This window comes from Lysinimonas soli (genome assembly GCF_042655435.1).
GTDB lineage: Bacteria > Actinomycetota > Actinomycetes > Actinomycetales > Microbacteriaceae > Lysinimonas > Lysinimonas soli.
This window is the reverse complement of sequence record NZ_JBHSMG010000001.1, coordinates 225,450-242,068: the sequence shown is the minus strand read 5'-3', so window position 1 is coordinate 242,068 and position 16,619 is coordinate 225,450. Positions and strand designations below refer to the sequence as shown.

General features: G+C 69.3%; 15 protein-coding genes and 1 tRNA gene. 4 read left to right on the top strand and 12 right to left on the bottom strand.

Annotated features, from left to right (window positions below; translation table 11 throughout):
* Positions 1 to 3 precede the first annotated feature (3 nt).
* Genes ACFPJ4_RS01165 through ACFPJ4_RS01155 form a run of 3 tightly spaced genes read right to left on the bottom strand, consistent with a single transcriptional unit; the run spans position 4 to position 3,076 of the window.
* Entirely contained in the window at positions 4 to 792 is a 789-nt protein-coding gene (locus ACFPJ4_RS01165) for a carbohydrate ABC transporter permease (protein ID WP_386738453.1), read from the bottom strand.
* A gap of 4 nt (positions 793 to 796) precedes the next feature.
* Positions 797 to 1,708, bottom strand: coding sequence for a carbohydrate ABC transporter permease (locus ACFPJ4_RS01160; protein WP_386738452.1), 912 nt, complete (start codon positions 1,706 to 1,708; stop codon positions 797 to 799).
* Between the two features lie 54 nt (positions 1,709 to 1,762).
* Complete coding sequence (locus ACFPJ4_RS01155) at positions 1,763 to 3,076, bottom strand: ABC transporter substrate-binding protein (protein WP_386738451.1); 1,314 nt, start codon at positions 3,074 to 3,076, stop codon at positions 1,763 to 1,765.
* A gap of 201 nt (positions 3,077 to 3,277) precedes the next feature.
* On the opposite strand from ACFPJ4_RS01155, the gene ACFPJ4_RS01150 reads away from it, so the two are divergent.
* Positions 3,278 to 4,267: a LacI family DNA-binding transcriptional regulator gene (locus ACFPJ4_RS01150; RefSeq protein ID WP_386738450.1), complete on the top strand. Its 990-nt coding sequence runs from the start codon at positions 3,278 to 3,280 to the stop codon at positions 4,265 to 4,267.
* A 116-nt stretch (positions 4,268 to 4,383) separates the two neighbouring features.
* Here ACFPJ4_RS01150 and ACFPJ4_RS01145 read toward each other — a convergent pair.
* Positions 4,384 to 4,455: transfer RNA gene (locus ACFPJ4_RS01145), tRNA-Gln, on the bottom strand.
* A 68-nt stretch (positions 4,456 to 4,523) separates the two neighbouring features.
* On the opposite strand from ACFPJ4_RS01145, the gene ACFPJ4_RS01140 reads away from it, so the two are divergent.
* Positions 4,524 to 5,015: a MarR family winged helix-turn-helix transcriptional regulator gene (locus ACFPJ4_RS01140; RefSeq protein ID WP_386738449.1), complete on the top strand. Its 492-nt coding sequence runs from the start codon at positions 4,524 to 4,526 to the stop codon at positions 5,013 to 5,015.
* Here the strand turns inward: ACFPJ4_RS01140 and ACFPJ4_RS01135 are convergent.
* From ACFPJ4_RS01135 to ACFPJ4_RS01125, 3 genes are read right to left on the bottom strand one after another with little or no spacing between them, the layout of a single operon-like run.
* Entirely contained in the window at positions 5,012 to 6,013 is a 1,002-nt protein-coding gene (locus tag ACFPJ4_RS01135) for an SRPBCC family protein (RefSeq protein ID WP_386738448.1), read from the bottom strand. The two genes, ACFPJ4_RS01140 and ACFPJ4_RS01135, sit on opposite strands and share 4 nt — an antisense overlap.
* Positions 6,013 to 6,393 carry an ArsR/SmtB family transcription factor gene (locus tag ACFPJ4_RS01130; RefSeq protein ID WP_386738447.1) on the bottom strand — a complete coding sequence of 127 codons (381 nt, stop codon included), beginning with the start codon at positions 6,391 to 6,393 and terminating at the stop codon, positions 6,013 to 6,015. The genes ACFPJ4_RS01135 and ACFPJ4_RS01130 overlap by 1 nt, the downstream gene beginning before the upstream one ends.
* Before the next feature lie 48 nt (positions 6,394 to 6,441).
* Positions 6,442 to 8,265, bottom strand: coding sequence for an ABC-F family ATP-binding cassette domain-containing protein (locus ACFPJ4_RS01125; protein WP_386738446.1), 1,824 nt, complete (start codon positions 8,263 to 8,265; stop codon positions 6,442 to 6,444).
* Positions 8,266 to 8,327: 62 nt separating this feature from the next.
* Here ACFPJ4_RS01125 and ACFPJ4_RS01120 point away from each other — a divergent pair, with 62 nt between their 5' ends.
* On the top strand, positions 8,328 to 9,062 hold the full coding sequence (locus ACFPJ4_RS01120; protein ID WP_386738445.1) for an SGNH/GDSL hydrolase family protein: 735 nt from the start codon (positions 8,328 to 8,330) through the stop codon (positions 9,060 to 9,062).
* 248 nt (positions 9,063 to 9,310) lie between these two features.
* Here the strand turns inward: ACFPJ4_RS01120 and ACFPJ4_RS01115 are convergent, their stop codons facing one another.
* The 5 genes from ACFPJ4_RS01115 to rsmI form a co-directional block, all read right to left on the bottom strand.
* Positions 9,311 to 10,246, bottom strand: a complete 936-nt coding sequence (locus ACFPJ4_RS01115; protein WP_386738444.1) for a 4-(cytidine 5'-diphospho)-2-C-methyl-D-erythritol kinase — start codon at positions 10,244 to 10,246, stop codon at positions 9,311 to 9,313.
* Between the two features lie 46 nt (positions 10,247 to 10,292).
* On the bottom strand, positions 10,293 to 11,126 hold the full coding sequence (gene rsmA, locus ACFPJ4_RS01110) for a 16S rRNA (adenine(1518)-N(6)/adenine(1519)-N(6))-dimethyltransferase RsmA (protein ID WP_386738443.1): 834 nt from the start codon (positions 11,124 to 11,126) through the stop codon (positions 10,293 to 10,295).
* Positions 11,127 to 11,136: 10 nt separating this feature from the next.
* Positions 11,137 to 12,072 carry a TatD family hydrolase gene (locus ACFPJ4_RS01105; RefSeq protein WP_386739749.1) on the bottom strand — a complete coding sequence of 312 codons (936 nt, stop codon included), beginning with the start codon at positions 12,070 to 12,072 and terminating at the stop codon, positions 11,137 to 11,139.
* Between the two features lie 11 nt (positions 12,073 to 12,083).
* The gene (gene metG / locus ACFPJ4_RS01100) at positions 12,084 to 13,694 is read right to left on the bottom strand and encodes a methionine--tRNA ligase (protein ID WP_386738442.1); all 1,611 of its coding nucleotides are present in this window, start codon (positions 13,692 to 13,694) and stop codon (positions 12,084 to 12,086) included.
* A gap of 95 nt (positions 13,695 to 13,789) precedes the next feature.
* Positions 13,790 to 14,599 (bottom strand): 16S rRNA (cytidine(1402)-2'-O)-methyltransferase, encoded by an 810-nt coding sequence (gene rsmI, locus ACFPJ4_RS01095; protein ID WP_386738441.1) that lies wholly within the window; start codon positions 14,597 to 14,599, stop codon positions 13,790 to 13,792.
* Between the two features lie 406 nt (positions 14,600 to 15,005).
* Between rsmI and ACFPJ4_RS01090 the strand changes: the two genes are divergently transcribed.
* Positions 15,006 to 16,577 (top strand): dolichyl-phosphate-mannose--protein mannosyltransferase, encoded by a 1,572-nt coding sequence (locus tag ACFPJ4_RS01090; protein ID WP_386738440.1) that lies wholly within the window; start codon positions 15,006 to 15,008, stop codon positions 16,575 to 16,577.
* The last annotated feature ends 42 nt before the right edge of the window (positions 16,578 to 16,619 follow it).

Here is a 16,619-nt window from a genome sequence, read left to right as displayed (position 1 = left end):
TGGCTATTTGACGGCGCCGGCCGACATGCCCTGCCGGAACAGTCGTTGCATGAGCACGTAAGCCAGCACGATGGGCAGGCTGATCAGCACGCTCGCGGCGAAGATCTTCGGAGTGTCGACCAGTCTCTGGCTCTGGAAGTAAGTGGGCACCTGCGTCAGCACCTGCAGGTCGGTGTCCTGGATGAAGACCAGCGGCAGCGTGTACTCGTTCCATGCGGCGAGGAAGGTGAAGATCGTGATGACGGCGAGGATCGGGCGTGCGACCGGAATCAGGATGCGCACGAAGAACGCCCAATTGCTTGCCCCGTCGATGCGGGCTGCCTCGTACAACTCGACCGGGAGCGCACGGATGTAATTGGTGGCCACGAGCGCCCCGAACGGAATCGAGATGGCCGTCAACGGGACGATCACCGCCCAGTAGGTGTTGAGCAGGTTGAGAGCCTGGATGACGTAGAAGAGCGGGACCACCAGTGCGATGCCCGGGAGGGACATCCCGGCCAGGATCGCCACCATCGCGATGCGCGATCCGGTGGGGCGGAGGGTGGCGACCGCATACGCGGAGGAGATCGAGCAGATCAGCACCAGCCCGACGGTGACCACGGAGATGACGACGCTGTTCAGCAGGAACTTCAGGAACGGCGTGGTCGTCACCACCACGACGTAGTTCTCGAGGCCTTGACCGTCGAGCGAGCTGCGCACGATCATCGCGAGCGGTGCGGCGAGCAGGGCCAGCGCGATGACGACCAGGATCTGGCTGATCGCACGGCCGAACGGTCGTTGATGTTGGAACACGGTGCTACCTCGCCTCCCTCGATGACAGACGCACTTGCAGCACGCTGAAGACCAGGGCGATCGCCACGAGAACCACCGACAGGGCAGCGCCGTAGCCAGCATGGAACTGGCCGATCACCTGGCGGTAGATGTAGCCGGTCAGCACCTGCGTCGCCGTACCCGGGCCTCCGGCGGTGGTGAGATAGACCAGGTCGAAGGTCTTGAGCGCGCTGATCATGCCGAGGACGATCAGGACGAGGTGGGATCCCGACAGCAGCGGCGCCACGACGTGTCGCAGGAGCTGGCCGGTCGACGCCCCGTCGATTCGGGCCGCCTCGATCACCGAATGGTCGATCTGGCCCATGGCCGCGTCGTAGATCAGGAAGCTGTACCCGGTGTACTGCCAGACGTTGATGAGGATGATCGCGCCGAGCGCCGTGTTCGGGTCGGCCAGCCATGCCTGATGGATGTCCTGCCCGGTCACCGTCGAGAGCAGCTGGTTGATGCTGCCGTCCGGCGTCAGGAGGAAGCGGAACGAGGTCGCGACGACCGCAGGAGCGAGCACGACCGGAACGAACGCCAGCGCGCGAAGGAGCCCGCGCAGCACGGCACGGGTGCGCACGAGCACCGCGAGCGAGAAGCCGAGCGCCATCTGCAGCGCGATGGTGGCGACGGCGAAGAGGAAGGTGTTGCGCAGCGACGTCCAGAAGATCGGGTCGTTGATGAGCTTCGCGTAGTTGGCGCCGCCGACCGGGGTGCTGTCCGGGGAGATGCCGTTCCAGTCCAGGGTCGAGTAGGCGACGTTCGCGACGATGCCGATGTGCACGACCCCGACGACCAGGATGAGCGCAGGTACCAGGTAGAGGTAGGACGAGAGTGCGATCCTTCGGCGCTGGCGACGGCGGGACGGTGGGACAGTGGCGGCGATCGTTGACATGGGGGTGCTTTCGAGCTGGAGGGAGGGGCGCCCGAGCGCCCCTCCCGAAGGTGGCTAGCGGCTCAGCGGAGCCGAGACGGCCTCCACCTGTGCCATCGCATCAGCTGGCGTCGACGTTCCCGCTGCGACGGCCGATAGTGCGTCGCCGAGTGCCGTTGCCAGGTCACCATAGGGGATCTGACGCTCGCCGATCAGCTTCTTGAGATCCGCCTGCTGGCGTTCGATGTCGGCGACCTGCGACTTGTCGACGACATCACTGGTCGAGACCGCGACGTTGAGCACGGCGGGGATGTTGCCTCCTGAAGCCTGGATCTTCTGCCCGTCACCCAGCGACAGGAAGTTCAGGAACTTGAGCGACGCGTCACGGGCGTCGCTCTTCGCCGAGACGGCCCATCCATTGTCCGGTCCCCCGAAGAGGCCGGTCGGCTTGTCGCCCGCGACGGGCGCCGGGAACGGCGCCGACAGGTAGACGCTGTCGATCTTGGTCGTGACCGTCTTCTGCGAGACCGCGATTCCGGTGGCGGTCATGGTGCCCGGAGTGTTCCAGGTGCCCAGTGCGATGAACGCCGCCTTCTTCTCCAGGAAGGCTCCGAACGCATCCGGATACTCCGCCTGAGCCGTCGCGCCGGCCGGGATGATGCCGCTCGTGAAGAGGTCCTTCCAGCTCTGCATCGCCTGGACGAAGGCGTGGTCGGTCCACTTGGCCTTCCCCGCGATCGCCTTGTAGACGGCCCCGGGGTCGATGCTGTTGATCAGGGAGAGGTAGACATCCGTATTCACCCAGGCGTCCTTCGCGCCATGGGCGAGGCACTCGTAGCCGGCGGCCTCGATCGTCGCGCACGCCGTCTTCCACTCGCCGAAGTCCTTCGGCACGGCCACGTTGAGCTGCTTGAGGATCGTGTCGTTGTAGTAGATCAGGCCGGCCGCGCTCATGTAAGCGGGCAGCGCGACCTGCTTCCCGTTGAGCTTCAGCTGGCTGAGGCCCTCGGGGTTGATGTTCTTGGTTCCGCCGTTCTTCGCCAGGTAGCTGTCGAGTGGCACGGCCAGCGGGCCGAGGTTGGTGACGAGGTCGCCGGGCTGCACCTGGAAGACATCGGGGCCGCTGCTGGAGGTCAGGCCCGTGCGAGCCGCGGTCACGTAGTCGTCGTAGCTGTACTGCTTGTAGTCGATCTTGATGTTCGGGTTGGCCGCTTCAAAGTCCTTGACCGTCTTGTCCGGGTTGAAGGCGTTCCACGCCCACCACTTGACGGTCTGGGTGCCAGTGCTGCCGGAAGAGGGGCTCGCGCCGGAACAGCCGGCGAGAAGAGCGGCCGAGGCCGCGAGGGCGATGAGGGGGAGGACGACCCTCATGCGAGTGCGCAACGTCATTGTCAGGCTCCTTTGCTGTGAAAGTGAAACAGTTCACTTCATCTCTGCTGAAAGCTAGACGACGGGCAGAACTCTGTCAAGCTGCTCCACAGCCATTCCTTTCCAGATCACCTGTCCGACCGGCGTATTTCGCGCCGATGTGAGCCCATGCGCCGCGCTCGGAGTAGATTGAACTGCTTCACACAGAATGCAGGAGATCGCATGGCTCAGAGCACGATTCGCGACGTGGCCCGCGTCGCCAACGTGTCGCTGGGCACCGTGTCCAACTACCTGAACGGCAACAAGCGGATCTCGGATGCGACCCGTCAGCGCATCGATGCGGCGATCGACGAGTTGCAGTTCGTGCGCAATGCGGCCGTGCGGGTCATGCAGGGCGGCCGGAGCCACGTCATCGCGTTCATCGTGCCTGATGGTGGCAACCCGTTCTTCCTGGAAGTCGCACGCGGTATCGAGGATTTCGCGATCGAGAACGGCCGAGTCGTGGTGTCGTGCAACACCGAGGGCGAGCTGGAACGCGAGAAGCACTACGCCAAGGCCCTCTCCGAGATGCGTGTCGAGGCCGTCATCGCCGTCGCCTCGGCGACGAACGAGCATCTGCTGAGCACGCTGCAGCAATCCGGCGTGCGAGTCGTGACCCTCGGACGCCAGCTGCCGGGCAGCCCCTATCCCGCCGTCGATGTCGACGACCTGCGCGGCGGATTCATCGCCATGGGGCATCTCCTCGAGCGCGGGCACCGCCGGGTCGCGTTCCTGGGCGCACCGGAGGCCGAGTCGCAGATCCGCGCACGGTATGCGGGGTGTGTCGCGGCCTATACCGATGCCGGCCTCGACGCCTCCCAGTTGCTCAGGGTCGACGCCGACCTCAACTCCCCCACCGCGCGTTCCGCGGCCTCGCGCGCGATCTTGGCGCTCGACCCCCGCCCGACCGCCATCGTCTGCGCGAACGACGTGATCGCCCTCGCCCTCGAGGCGGAGGCAATCCGTGCGGGCCTCAGGATCCCTGCCGACCTCGCGATCGTGGGCTACGACGACATCGAGGGCGCCGCGATCGCCCCGATTCCGCTGACCACCGTCCACCAACCGCGATACGACCTGGGCCACCAGGCCGCGGAACTCGCTCTCTCCCCGAACTATCCGGTCGCGACGGTGCAGCCCTTCTCGCCACGTCTCGTCGTGCGCGAATCCACCTAGCGGCCCGCTGGTCGTCTCGCGGACGCTCGCATACGCGATGGAGAACGGCGCCCCGTCGAGTGACCGTGAGTGCCTCTACGCAGCCGCTGGAGTCGCGATCGGTTCCTCCGAGCAAGCTCCGCCGCCAGGATTCGAACCCGGACCTTACGGCACCAAAGGCCGAAGTGCTGCCGTTACACCACAGCGGATCGCTCGGGTGCCGCGGCATCCCTCGCCCCCCAAGTCTGCCAGAAGCCGACTCGGCGATAATGGACGGATGCCCGCCTCCGACGAAGTCGACCGCATCGTCGACGACTGGTCGCGCGAGCGGCCGGATGTGGACTTCTCGCCGATGCAGGTGCTGTCGCGAGTCGCCCGGCTGGCGAAGCACCTGGATCGCGCGCGACGCACCGCGTTCGAGGCCTCAGACCTGGAGCCGTGGGAGTTCGACGTGCTCGCCGCCCTGCGGCGCGCGGGTGCTCCGTATCAGCTCAGCCCCAAGGCGCTGCTGCAGCAGACGCTGGTCTCGAGCGGCACGATGACGAATCGGATCGACCGGTTGGTGGAGCGGCGGCTGGTCGAACGGCACACCGACCCGCACGACGGCCGCGGGGTGCTCGTCGTGATGACACCACGCGGACGCCGCGCGGTCGACGACGCCATCAGCGAGCTGCTCACCGACGAGGCGCGCCTGCTGCAGACCCTGTCGCACGCCGACCAGGAGCGCCTGAGCGCCCTGCTGCGCAAACTCAGCCTCGACTACGACTAGGCGCGCGGCCGGCGATAGACCGCGTACGCCGCCTGCCACAGGGCGTCCCCCTCGGGCAGCGGGATGCCCGCGAGGTACGCGACGAGACCGTCGACGATCGCGTGCCATCCGGCCGCGTAGTCGGCGCCGGAGCGCAGCCGTCCCGCGGCCGGTCGATCGGGCGTGGCCGACTGGCGCAGGCGCAGGCGCGTGCCCGCGCGATGATCGCTGAGCGCGATCGTGAGGTCGACGACGGCGTCGTCGGCGGCCGGCCCGAGCCAGCGCAGGGTGAGCTCGACTCCGGGCTGGAGGTCGACCACCTCGAAGCGCTGCGGCTCCGTCGCGTTCTCGTCGCCGAGGGCGAAGCGATCCCCCGCCTGCAATGCGCGTCGGCGTGCCGGATCGTCGGGCCACTCGCGCACCGGCCACCACCACGCGGCGATGCGATCCGGACTCGTCACGGCGTCCCAGACCTCGTCGCGCGTCGCGCCGATCACCCGCTCGAGCTCGACGATCGAGCCCTCGTCGACGACGGTGATCCAGCCGGCGACGGCACGGGCCTCCGACTCGCGGTAGGCGGCCAGCAGCTCGGGCATCGGGCTGGCCGGCGCGCTCCCGCCGGTCACGGCATCCAGCTTCTCGGCTTGGTGCTGCCAGCCCGCCGTGAACAGGGCGGCGCGCAGGGGCGGGAGGCCGTCCTGCTGCATGACGAGTTTCGTACCCGCGTTGGTGGGCGCGAGCGTCGCGAGCAGGAACGACTCCTCCGCCGTGTCGGGATCGAGCACGACCCGCAGCCGGCGCGGCGCCTCGCACTCGAGCACGCGACCCGAGCGGGTCGATCCGCCCGCGAAGCCGAGTGTCACGCTGTCTTCCTCGAGGGTCAGCGAGCCCAGCCAGCGCCCCGCCCGCTCCGGATCGGTGATCGCGTCCCAGAGATCGGCGGGGTCGGTGCGGAACTCCCGTTCCAGTGTGATCAATCGGCGTGCTCCGTCGGTTTCGATCGTGGCCCAGCGTTCCATCAGCGGTCTCCTTCGTGATCTGTCAGTGGCTGGCTCGATGGGGTGGCATCCGTCCGCCGTTTCGACCGGACGCCGCGAGCGACCTCGGTCTCGAGGGCGTCGAGCCGCTGGTCCCAGAACGCCCGTACCTCGCGCAACCAGCCGTCCAGCTCGTCGAACGGGGCCCGCTGCAGGCGGTAGATGCGCCGTGTTCCGTCGACCTGGCTCGTCACCAGTTCGGCCTCGCGCAGCACCCTCAGATGCCGGGATGCCGCCGGCTGGCTGATGGCGAACTCGTCGCCGACCGCGCGCGCCAGCTCGCCCGCGGTACTCGCCCCGTGCGAGAGCAGCTGCACCATGCGACGCCGGACCGGGTCGGCGAGGGCCTCCAGGGTGTCCATGCCGGCGAGAATATCAGTCTCACGTTATATAACGCAATACTGAAATAGCTATTTCTCGAGCTGCTCGCTCAGCTGCAGCCAGCGCTCCTCCAGTCGAGCCGCCTCCGTCTCGAGGGCGTCCAGCTCGGCTTGCAGACCGGCCAGTCCGCGGTAGTCGCCCTGGTCGTGGGCGGCGAACGCGGCGTGCTTGGCGGTGATGGCATCCGCGAGCTTGGCCAGCCGTCGGTCAGCGGCCGCGAGTTCCTTCTCGGCGGTTCGGCGCTCGGCGCCCGTCAAGCCCTGCGACGGCCGAGCCTCGGCGCCGGCGTCGCGGCGGGCGGACGAACCGGCCTCGGCCTTCTGCTCCAGCGCCCGCAGCTTGAGGTACTCCTCCACGCCGCCCGGGAGGTGCCGCAACCGCCCGTCGAGCACGGCGTACTGCTGATCGGTGACCCGCTCGAGCAGGTAACGGTCGTGCGAGACCACCAGCAGGGTGCCGGGCCACGAGTCGAGCAGGTCCTCCATCGCCGCCAGCATGTCGGTGTCGAGGTCGTTGGTCGGCTCGTCAAGGATCAGCACATTCGGCTCGTCGAGCAGGATCAGCAGCAGCTGCAGCCGGCGCTTCTGGCCTCCGCTGAGATCCTTCACGGGAGTCGACAGCTGGGCGCTCGAGAACCCCAGCCGTTCGAGCAACTGACCCGGAGTGAGCTCGACGCCGCCGCTGACGTAGCTTGAGCGCTGGCGTGCGATGACGGCACTGACCCGCTCGTGGGCGATCGAGGTGAGCTCGTCGAGACGCTGGTCGAGGATCGCCAGCTTGACGGTCTTGCCCCGTTTGACCCGCCCCGTGGTGGGCTGGACCGTGCCCGCCACGAGCCCGAGCAGCGTCGACTTGCCGGCCCCGTTGACCCCCAGGATGCCGGTGCGCTCCCCCGGAGCGATGCGCCACTCGATGTCGCGCAACACCTCGTGCGTGCCGATTCCGCCGTCCGGCTCGACGACGGGGAAGGCGACGGAGACGTCGAGCAGATCGACCACGTCCTTGCCGAGCCGGTTCACGGCGAGGCGCGCGAGTGAGACGCTGTCGCGGATCGGCGGGACGTCGTCGATCAGGGCGGCGGCGGCATCCATCCGGAACTTCGGCTTCGTCGATCGCGCCGGAGCCCCGCGGCGCAACCAGGCCAGCTCCTTGCGGAGCAGGTTCTGCCGCTTCGACTCGCTCGCCGCCGCCATGCGATCCCTCTCGACCCGCTGCAGGATGTACGCCGCATAGCCACCCTCGAAGGGCTCGATCGTCGCGTCGTGCACCTCCCAGGTGTCGGTCGACACCTCGTCGAGGAACCAGCGGTCGTGGGTCACGACCACGAGTCCGCCCTGGCTGGCGGGCCAGCGCTTCTTCAGGTGCTGGGCGAGCCAGGCCACCCCCTCGACGTCGAGGTGGTTGGTGGGCTCGTCGAGGAACACCACATCCCAGTCGTGCGTCAACAGCGCAGCGAGGGCGACCCGCCGACGCTGCCCGCCGCTCAGGTCGTCGACCAGGGCGTCCCACGGGATGTCGCCCACGAGTCCCGCGATCACCTCGCGAACGCGCGCATCGCCCGCCCACTCGTGCTCCGGACGCTCACCCACGACGCTCTGCGCCACCGTGAGACCGGTCACGAGCGCGTCCGACTGATCGAGCATCCCGATCGTCACGCCGCCGCGCCGGGTCACCCGACCCGAGTCGGGTTGCTGCCGGCCGGAGAGCAGGCGCAGCAGCGTGGACTTGCCGTCGCCGTTGCGGCCGACCACACCGATGCGGTCGCCCTCGTCGATGCCGACCGTGACGTTCTCGAAGACCACTTTCGTGGGGTACTCGAGCGAGATGTTCTCTGCGCCGAGTAGGTGTGCCATGGTCCGAGCCTACGGTCGAACACCCAGGCGCTTCGACGGATGACGCGCCTACCCTTGTAGGCATGGGACCGAAGCGCGCGATGCGAGGGCGAGGGCGGGGCGGCGAGCGCGCTCGCGAGCGCTCTCGCCGGCGGCTCGCTGCCGGTGCGGCTGTCGCCGTCCTGGCGACCCTCGGGATGGCGCTGAGCGGATGCACCTCCGACTCGAAGAATGCGACCGCCGCCATTCACGCCTACCCCTCCGTCGTCGCGATCGGCGACTCGATCATGAAAGGCCACGGGCTGAACGCCGACGAGGCGTGGCCCGCCCTCATGGCGCAGCAGAACGGCTGGCGTCTCGACAACCTCGCCTGCGACGGAGCCGGATTCCTGGCGATCGGCGACGATGCGGACTGCGGCGAGACCTTCGCGGGCCTCGTCGCCCGGGCCGTCGCCCTGCATCCGCGCACGATCGTCATCGAGGGCAGCAGCAACGACGTCGGCAAGAGCGACCGGGATCTGAAGTCCGAGACGATCAAGCAGCTCGCCCAGCTGCGCGCCGCTTTGCCCGACGTGCAGATCATCGGACTCAGCACCGTCTGGAACGACACCGCCGTGCCGGCGCAGCTCGCCGACATCGACCAGCAGGTGCGCACGGCGGTCGAGAAGGTGGGCGGCCGCTTTCTCGAGATCGGGCAGCCGCTGAGCGGTCACACCGAGTGGATGCAGTCGGATGACGTGCACCCGACCGCAGCGGGCCAGCTCGCGATCTACGCCGCGGTGCAGACGGCGTTCCGCAAGGCGGGCCTGCGCGCCTGACGCGGACGCACCGCGCGCCGCGTTCCGCGCCGCGACATCCCGCACCGCGCATGCACCTCCCCGGCTGCCGACTGCATGCCGAATGAAGGAGATCCACGACCTCGGGCGCGTGGATGGCGAGAATACGGGCGACTACGGGGCGGATCTCCTTCGTTTGGCACGGTGGCATGGCGGGGCGGCGCAGGCGGCGCACCCGGATGCCGGGCCGCGGCGGGCGCGGAGGCGGCTCACGCAGTGGCGGGCGCGGCTCAGTCGCTGACGATGCGGGCGCCGTGCACCGGGCCGGTGGCGCGCACGACGTTGAGGCGGGCCGCCGAGAGGGCGACCTGCAGTTCGAGGGCGGCGTCGAGGTCCGCCGCCAGGAAGGCGACGGTCGGACCGGACCCCGAGACGATGCCCGCGAGCGCCCCGTTCTGCTCGCCGAGTTCGATCACCTCGGTCAGCGACGGCTGCAGGTGCAGGGCGGGAGCCTGCAGATCGTTGTGCATGGCGGCCGCGAGCATCACGGGGTCGCCGGCCCGCAGCGCCTGGAGCACGTCGGTGTCGACCGAGGGGCGCGGGTCGACCGGATAGATGTCCTGGGCGTGCCGTTCGCGGTGCAGGTCGAGCTCGCGGTAGACCTCGGGCGTCGACAGTCCGAAGTCGGCCAGGGCGAGCACCCACTGGAACGTGCCCTGGGCCAGCGCGGGCGAGAGGTCGTCGCCACGCCCCGTGCCGATCGCGGTGCCGCCGGTGAAGGCGAACGGCACATCGGCTCCGAGCTTGCGGGCGAGATCGAGCATGTCCTCGCGGGGCAGCTCGGTTCCCCAGAGGGCATCGCAGGCCAGAAGGGTGGCCGCGGCATCCGCCGACCCGCCTCCCATGCCGCCGGTGACGGGAACATGCTTCGAGATCTCGATCGCGGCGCCACCGCGGTATCCGGTCTTCGCCGCGAGCAGGCGGGCCGCCTTGATCGCGATGTTCGCTCCGTCGGTGGGCACCCGGCTCAGCTCGACGCTTCCCGACACCGTGACCGAGAAGTCGTCCGCCTCGACGACCCGCACCTCCTCGTACAACGAGACGGCCTGGTAGGCGATCGCCACATCGTGGTAGCCGTCGTCGAGCCGCGCGCCGACCTTGAGGAACACGTTGATCTTGGCCGGCGCCTTCGCGTGCACCGTGCGGGAGGTCCCCCGGGAGATCATCCCACCACCCTAACCAACCTCGAAGAGGCGCCGATCCGAGTCGGGCTCAGGCGGCGCGGGCGATCGCCAGGAAGTCCCCAACGCTCAGCTGCTCGCCCCGCAGGGTGGGGTCGACGCCCGCCGCCTCCAGACGAGCGGATGCCGCGGCCGACCCCCCGAGCAGCTCGGCGAGCGCCTGCCGCAGCATCTTGCGGCGCTGGGCGAAGGCGGCGTCCACGAGCGTGAAGGTCGCGCGACGCTCCTGCTCCGAGCCCGGCCGTTCGCCGCGCTCGAAGGACACGAGGATCGAGTCCACGTTGGGCACCGGCCAGAAGACCTGCCGGCTCACCTGGCCCGCCGTCGCCCAGCGGCCGTACCAGGCCGCCTTGACGCTCGGCGATCCGTAGACCTTCGATCCCGGGGCTGCTGCGATCCGCTGGCCGACCTCCGCCTGCACCATGACGAGGGCGGTCTCGAGGGAGTCGACGCTCTGCAGCAGGTGCAGCAGCACGGGCACCGACACGTTGTACGGCAGATTGGCGACGAGCCGGCGTGGAGCGCCGGGGAGGTTCGCGACCTTCATCGCATCGTCGGTGATGACGGTCAGCCGCTCGGAGGATTCCGGCGCGAGCGCGGCGACCGTGAGCGGCAGCTGCGTCGCCAGCCGAGAATCGATCTCGACCGCGGTGACGCGCGCGCCCGCCTCGAGCAGCCCGAGCGTGAGCGAGCCCAGGCCCGGACCCACCTCGAGCACCTCGTCGCCGGCCTCGACCTTCGCCGTGCGCACGATGCGGCGCACGGTGTTGCCGTCGACGACGAAGTTCTGACCGAGCCTCTTGGTGGGCTGCAGCTCGAGCTGCTCGGCGAGGTCGCGGATCTCGGCCGGACCGAGCAGGGTCATGGGGCGCCGCTCACGGATGCGCCTCGAACGGCCCCGGCGGCGGCGCGACCGGCTCGTCGTCCCAGTGCCCGTAGACCAGTTCGGTGTTCGACGAGATCTGCGCGGCGAGCATCGACGCGTCGGTTCCGAGCCGCGCCGCCATCGCCCGCAGGGTGTGCGGGATCAGGTATGCGGAGTTCGGGCGCCCGCGGAACGGCGTCGGAGTCAGGTACGGGGCATCCGTCTCGATCAGGATGCGCGAGCGCGGGATGACCTCGAGTGCCTCGCGCAGCGGCTCGGCGTTCTTGAACGTGACGGTGCCCGCGAAGGAGAGGTACCAGCCCTGGTCGGCGACGTACTTGGCGAAGTCGCGATCGCCGCTGAAACAGTGGAAGACCGTGCGCTCGGGGGCCCCGACCCGGCGCAGGGTCTCGACGACCTCCTGGTGCGCGTCGCGGTCGTGGATCTGCAACGCGAGATCGTGCTGCTTCGCCAGCTCGATGTGCGCCTCGAACGAGCGGTACTGGGCGTCGCGACCCGCGTCATCCGTCGTCCGGAAGAAGTCGAGGCCGGTCTCGCCGATCGCGCGCACCCGGGGCCGCCCGGCGAGTTCGGCGATCCCCGCGAGATGCTCGCCGAGGGTTCCGTTCGCCAGCAGTTGCGGGGCCTCGTTCGGATGCAGCGCCACCGCAGCGAGCACGCGCGGCTCGTGCGATGCGATCTCGGCGCTCCAGCGCGAGGTCTCGAGGTCGGTGCCGACCTGTACGACCCCGCGGACCCCGACGCTCGACGCGCGGTCGAGCTGTTCTCGGTAATCGAGCGGAGTCGCCCCGTCGGCGATCTCGAGATGGGTGTGGTTGTCGTACACCGGCACGACGAGCGCCTCGGGCAGCGGAGGCCAGTCGCGACCGGTCTGCTCGCCGCCGCCCCGGGACGGATCCTCGGATCCGACCTCGCGAGCCCGCAGGAACGCTTCGCTCACGCGGCTCCGGAGATCGCCGCGGTCGGGGCCTCCTCGATGCGCGGGAAGAGCGGCTCGAGCGCCGACACGGCGCTGCCAGCCGGCAGCCGGCCCCACTCGCCCACCGCGCGGATCGGCTGCGCGGTGAGTGCGCCGAGACCCTCTTCGGCCCCCAGGGCATCCCACAGCTTCGCGGTCGCCTTCGGGATCACCGGGCTCAGCAGCACGGCGAGCGCGCGCAGGCCCTCGGCCGCGGTGTACAGCACCGTGCCGAGTCGCTCCGCCGTCGCCGGGTCCTTGGCCAGCACCCACGGCTCCTGCTCGGTGATGTAGCCGTTCAGCTCGTCGACGATCGTCCACACCGAGTGGATCGCCTCGTGGATCGCGAGTCGGTCGATCGCGGCGTCGGCAGTGGATGCGGCGGCCGCGACCGTGCGCTGGATGGCGAGTTCGGCATCCGTGTACTCCCCCGGCGCCGGCACGACACCGTCGAAGTACCGCGTGACCATCGCGACCACGCGCGAGGCGAGGTTGCCGAAGCCGTTGGCGAGTTCGGCCTGGTAGCGGGCCGAGAGGTCCTCCCAGCTGAACGAGCCGTCCTGGCCGAACGAGATCGCCCGCAGGAAGTAGTAGCGGAACGCGTCGGAGCCGAACACCTCGGTGATCTGCTGCGGCGCGATGCCGGTCAGCTTCGACTTCGACATCTTCTCGCCGCCCACGAGCAGCCAGCCGTGCCCGAACACGCGGGTCGGCACCGGAAGTCCGGCCGCCATGAGCATGGCCGGCCAGATCACGGCGTGGAAGCGGGCGATGTCCTTGCCGACGATGTGCGTAGCCGGCCAGCGGCGGCGGAACTCGTCGCGTCGCTCCGGGTCGCCGTAGCCGGCCGCGGTGATGTAGTTGAGCAGCGCGTCGAACCAGACGTAGACGACGTGGGTGTCATCCCACGGCACCCGGATGCCCCAGTCGAAGGTCGAGCGCGAGATCGACAGGTCTTCGAGGCCCTGCTTGACGAACTGGATGATCTCGTTGCGCACGCTCTCGGGCTGCACGAAGTCGGGCTGCGACTCGTAGAGATCGAGCAGCTGCTGCTGGAAGTCGCTCATCCGGAAGAAGTAGTTCTTCTCCTTGAGCACCTCGACCGGCCGGGAGTGGATGGCGCAGACCAGCTCGCCCGCGTAATCCCCGGTCTCGGTCTCGATCAGCTCGTCTCGCGACTTGTACTCCTCGCAGCCGACGCAGTAGTAGCCCTCGTAGACGCCCTCGTAGATGTGCCCGTCATCGCGCAGCTGCTGGATGAAGGCCGCCACACCCTTTTCGTGCCGCGGCTCGGTGGTGCGGATGAAGTCGTCGTTGGCGATGTCGACGGTCTCGAGCAGCGGCTTCCAGGCCGACTCGACCAGCCGGTCCGCCCACTCCTTCGGGCTCACGCCGTTGGCGGTCGCGGTGCGCAGGATCTTCTGGCCGTGCTCGTCGGTGCCCGTCAGCAGCCAGGTGTCGTCACCGGCCTGCCGGTGCCAGCGGGCGAGAACGTCGGCGGCCACCTCCGTGTACGCGTGGCCGATGTGCGGCACATCGTTGACGTAGAAGATGGGCGTCGTGACATAGAACGAGTCACCGGAAGCCATGGCTCGATTCTAGAGGCGCGCTGGAGCCTGTTACATGGAGGCCGTTTCTGGCCTCCATGGCGACGCCAGCGCCGACGCCCGTCTCGGGCGTCGGGTCACTTGAGTCTGAGGGCGGCCTCGTAGAGCTCGCGCCGACCGAGGCCGGTGAGCTCGGCGACTTCGGCCGACGCCTCCTTGAGCCGTGAGCCCTCGGCGACGAGGGCGAGCACGCGCGCGACCCCGTCCTCGAGCGAGGCGGATGCCGGGGGCGCACCCTCGACCACGATCACGATCTCGCCGCGGGCCCCGTCCGCGAAGCGCTCGGCGAGCTCCGCGAGCGTGCCCCGGGCGACCTCCTCGTGCAGCTTGGTCAGCTCGCGGCACACGGCCGCCCGCCGCTCGGGGCCGAACGCCGTCGCCAGGTCGGCCAGGGCATCCCCGATGCGGTGCGGCGACTCGAAGAACACGAGGGTGCGCGGCTCGGCGGCGAGCGCGCGCAACGCCGCGAGCCGGCCCTTGCGCGGCAGGAAGCCCTCGAACACGAAACGATCGGTCGGCAGCCCGCTCACGGCGAGCGCCATGAGCACGGCGCTCGGACCGGGCAGGGCGGTCACGGTGACGCCGGCGGCCGCCGCCGCGACCACGAGCGCGTAGCCCGGATCGCTCACGGTCGGCATCCCGGCGTCGCTGAGCACGAGAACGTCGGTGGTGCGCGCGAGCTCGACGATCTCGGCGGCCTTCGCGCTCTCGTTGTGCTCGTGCAGCGGGATCAGCCGGGGCCGGTTCTCGACGCCGAGCGCGTTGAGCAGCTGGATCGTGGTGCGGGTGTCCTCCGAGGCGATCACCTCGACGGTGCCGAGCGCCTCGATCAGCCGACGCGAGGCGTCGCCCAGGTTGCCGATCGGCGTCGCCGCGAGGATGATCACCCCGCCATTCTCCCGTCTGCGCGCCCGCCCGTCGCCCGACCCGTCGCCCGCCCGTCGTCACCCGCACCGCGCCCGGCTTCTGGCCCGCGCCTCCGCGCCCCCGCGACCGCGCCCGCCCCATGCCCCCATGCCCCCATGCCCCCATGCCCCCCCTGCGAAATGAAGGAGATCCGCGCGCGAGGGCGCCTGGTTCGCGGGGGGCGCGGGTGGCATCCGCCGAATCTCCTTCATTTGGCAGGGGGGTATTGACTTGGCAGAGGGCGGGCATTGACTCGGCAGGCGGGCATTGATTTGGCAGGGGTGGGCGGGGCGGGCGTCGCGGCGGCCGCGCCCCGTGGCGGCGGAAGCGGCGGACCGGCGCGGCGTCCTGCCGAGGCGACAAGGCAACGCCGAATAGCATGGCCCGGTGACGATCGCCGAGCTGACGGGCTCCCGCCTCGACGACTGGTGGCAGCGACAGCTGGATCGGCGCTACGCGCGCCCGCTCTGGATGTGGGGCGGCCCGCTGGTCGTCATCGTCGTCGCGACGCTGCTGCGCCTGGTCGGCCTGAGCTACCCGCACGAGCTGGTCTTCGACGAGACCTACTACGTCAAAGACGCCTGGACCCTCATGCACCTCGGCTACGAGGGCAGCTGGGGCGCCGACGCCAACACCTCGTTCAACCTCGGCGACCCGAACACCTACTCCCCGACCGCCGAGTTCCTCGCGCATCCGCCGATCGGCAAGTGGATCATCTCGTTCGGGCTGGCGATCTTCGGCGGTGGCAGCAGCTTCGGCTGGCGGATCTCGATCGCGCTGTGCGGCATCCTGCTCGTGATCCTCACGATGGTGATCGCCTGGATGCTGTTCCGCTCGACCCTGCTCACCGTGATCGCCGGCGGCCTGCTCGCGATCGACGGCAACGCGATCGTGCTCAGCCGCGTCTCGCTGCTCGACGGCGCGGTCGCCCTGCTGGCGCTGGTCGGCGTCATCTTCGTGCTGCTCGATCGCAGCTGGAGCCGACGGCGACTGGACGATTGGATGTCGCGGCGCACCGCATCCGGACGCTCCATCACCTGGGGCCCCGTCCTGTGGTGGCGCCCGTGGCTGATCGCGGCCGGCGCCATGTTCGGGCTGACCGCCGGCGTCAAGTGGAGCGGCGTCTACTTCCTCGCGGTGTTCGCCCTCTACTCGCTCGTGACCGATGTGCTCGCGCGCCGCAAGGCGGGGATCCCCCTGTGGCTCGCCGCCACCGTGCTCCGGCAGGGAGCCGCCACCTTCCTGATCACGGTGCCGCTCGCCGCCGCGGTCTATGTCGCGAGCTGGACCGGCTGGTTCGTCACCTCGAACGGCTACGACCGGCATTGGGCCGAACTGGCGCAGAACCAGTGGAAGGGCGCGCTGTCGTGGGTGCCGATCTCGCTGCAGAGCTGGTACCACTTCCAGACCGAGATCTACAACTACAACGTCAACCTGCACACCCCGCACTCCTACCAGGCGTACCCGGCGACCTGGCTCTTCCTGGTGCGGCCGACGAGCATGTACTACCAGGACCTGCACAACGGCAGCTCGTCGCAGATCCTCGACATCGCGAACCCGCTGATCTGGTGGGCGGCGACCGCGGCGGCCTTCTTCCTGCTGTTCCGGGTGGTCTGGGGGGCCTGGCACCGGCGGAGCGTCTGGCGGGAGGGGTTCATCCTCACCGGACTCGCGGCAGGCTACCTGCCGTGGGTGCTGTTCTACTCGACCCGCACGGTGTTCCAGTTCTACACGATCGCCTTCGAGCCCTCCCTGATCCTCGGGCTGACCCTCGCGCTCGGCCTGCTGCTCGGGCGGGCATCCGATCCGGAATCGCGGCGGGTGATCGGTCTGCGCGTCGTCGGGATCTTCCTCGCCCTGTGCGTCGTGCTCAGCATCTTCTTCCTGCCGATGTGGACCGGGGAGCCCATCCCGTCGTGGTACGTGCGACTGCACTACTGGTTCCCGAGCTGGATTTGAAGATTCTCATCTGATCGAAACCGACCCGTAACACCGGCGGGC

Excerpts from the sequence above, each read along its gene's own strand:
- ACFPJ4_RS01160 (WP_386738452.1), bottom strand. The coding sequence starts at position 1,708 with ATGTCAACGATCGCCGCCACTGTCCCACCGTCCCGCCGTCGCCAGCGC.
- ACFPJ4_RS01155 (WP_386738451.1), bottom strand. The coding sequence starts at position 3,076 with ATGACGTTGCGCACTCGCATGAGGGTCGTCCTCCCCCTCATCGCCCTC.
- ACFPJ4_RS01150 (WP_386738450.1), top strand. The coding sequence starts at position 3,278 with ATGGCTCAGAGCACGATTCGCGACGTGGCCCGCGTCGCCAACGTGTCG.
- ACFPJ4_RS01140 (WP_386738449.1), top strand. The coding sequence starts at position 4,524 with ATGCCCGCCTCCGACGAAGTCGACCGCATCGTCGACGACTGGTCGCGC.
- ACFPJ4_RS01135 (WP_386738448.1), bottom strand. The coding sequence starts at position 6,013 with ATGGAACGCTGGGCCACGATCGAAACCGACGGAGCACGCCGATTGATC.
- ACFPJ4_RS01130 (WP_386738447.1), bottom strand. The coding sequence starts at position 6,393 with ATGGACACCCTGGAGGCCCTCGCCGACCCGGTCCGGCGTCGCATGGTG.
- ACFPJ4_RS01125 (WP_386738446.1), bottom strand. The coding sequence starts at position 8,265 with ATGGCACACCTACTCGGCGCAGAGAACATCTCGCTCGAGTACCCCACG.
- ACFPJ4_RS01120 (WP_386738445.1), top strand. The coding sequence starts at position 8,328 with ATGGGACCGAAGCGCGCGATGCGAGGGCGAGGGCGGGGCGGCGAGCGC.
- ACFPJ4_RS01115 (WP_386738444.1), bottom strand. The coding sequence starts at position 10,246 with ATGATCTCCCGGGGGACCTCCCGCACGGTGCACGCGAAGGCGCCGGCC.
- rsmA (WP_386738443.1), bottom strand. The coding sequence starts at position 11,126 with ATGACCCTGCTCGGTCCGGCCGAGATCCGCGACCTCGCCGAGCAGCTC.
- metG (WP_386738442.1), bottom strand. The coding sequence starts at position 13,694 with ATGGCTTCCGGTGACTCGTTCTATGTCACGACGCCCATCTTCTACGTC.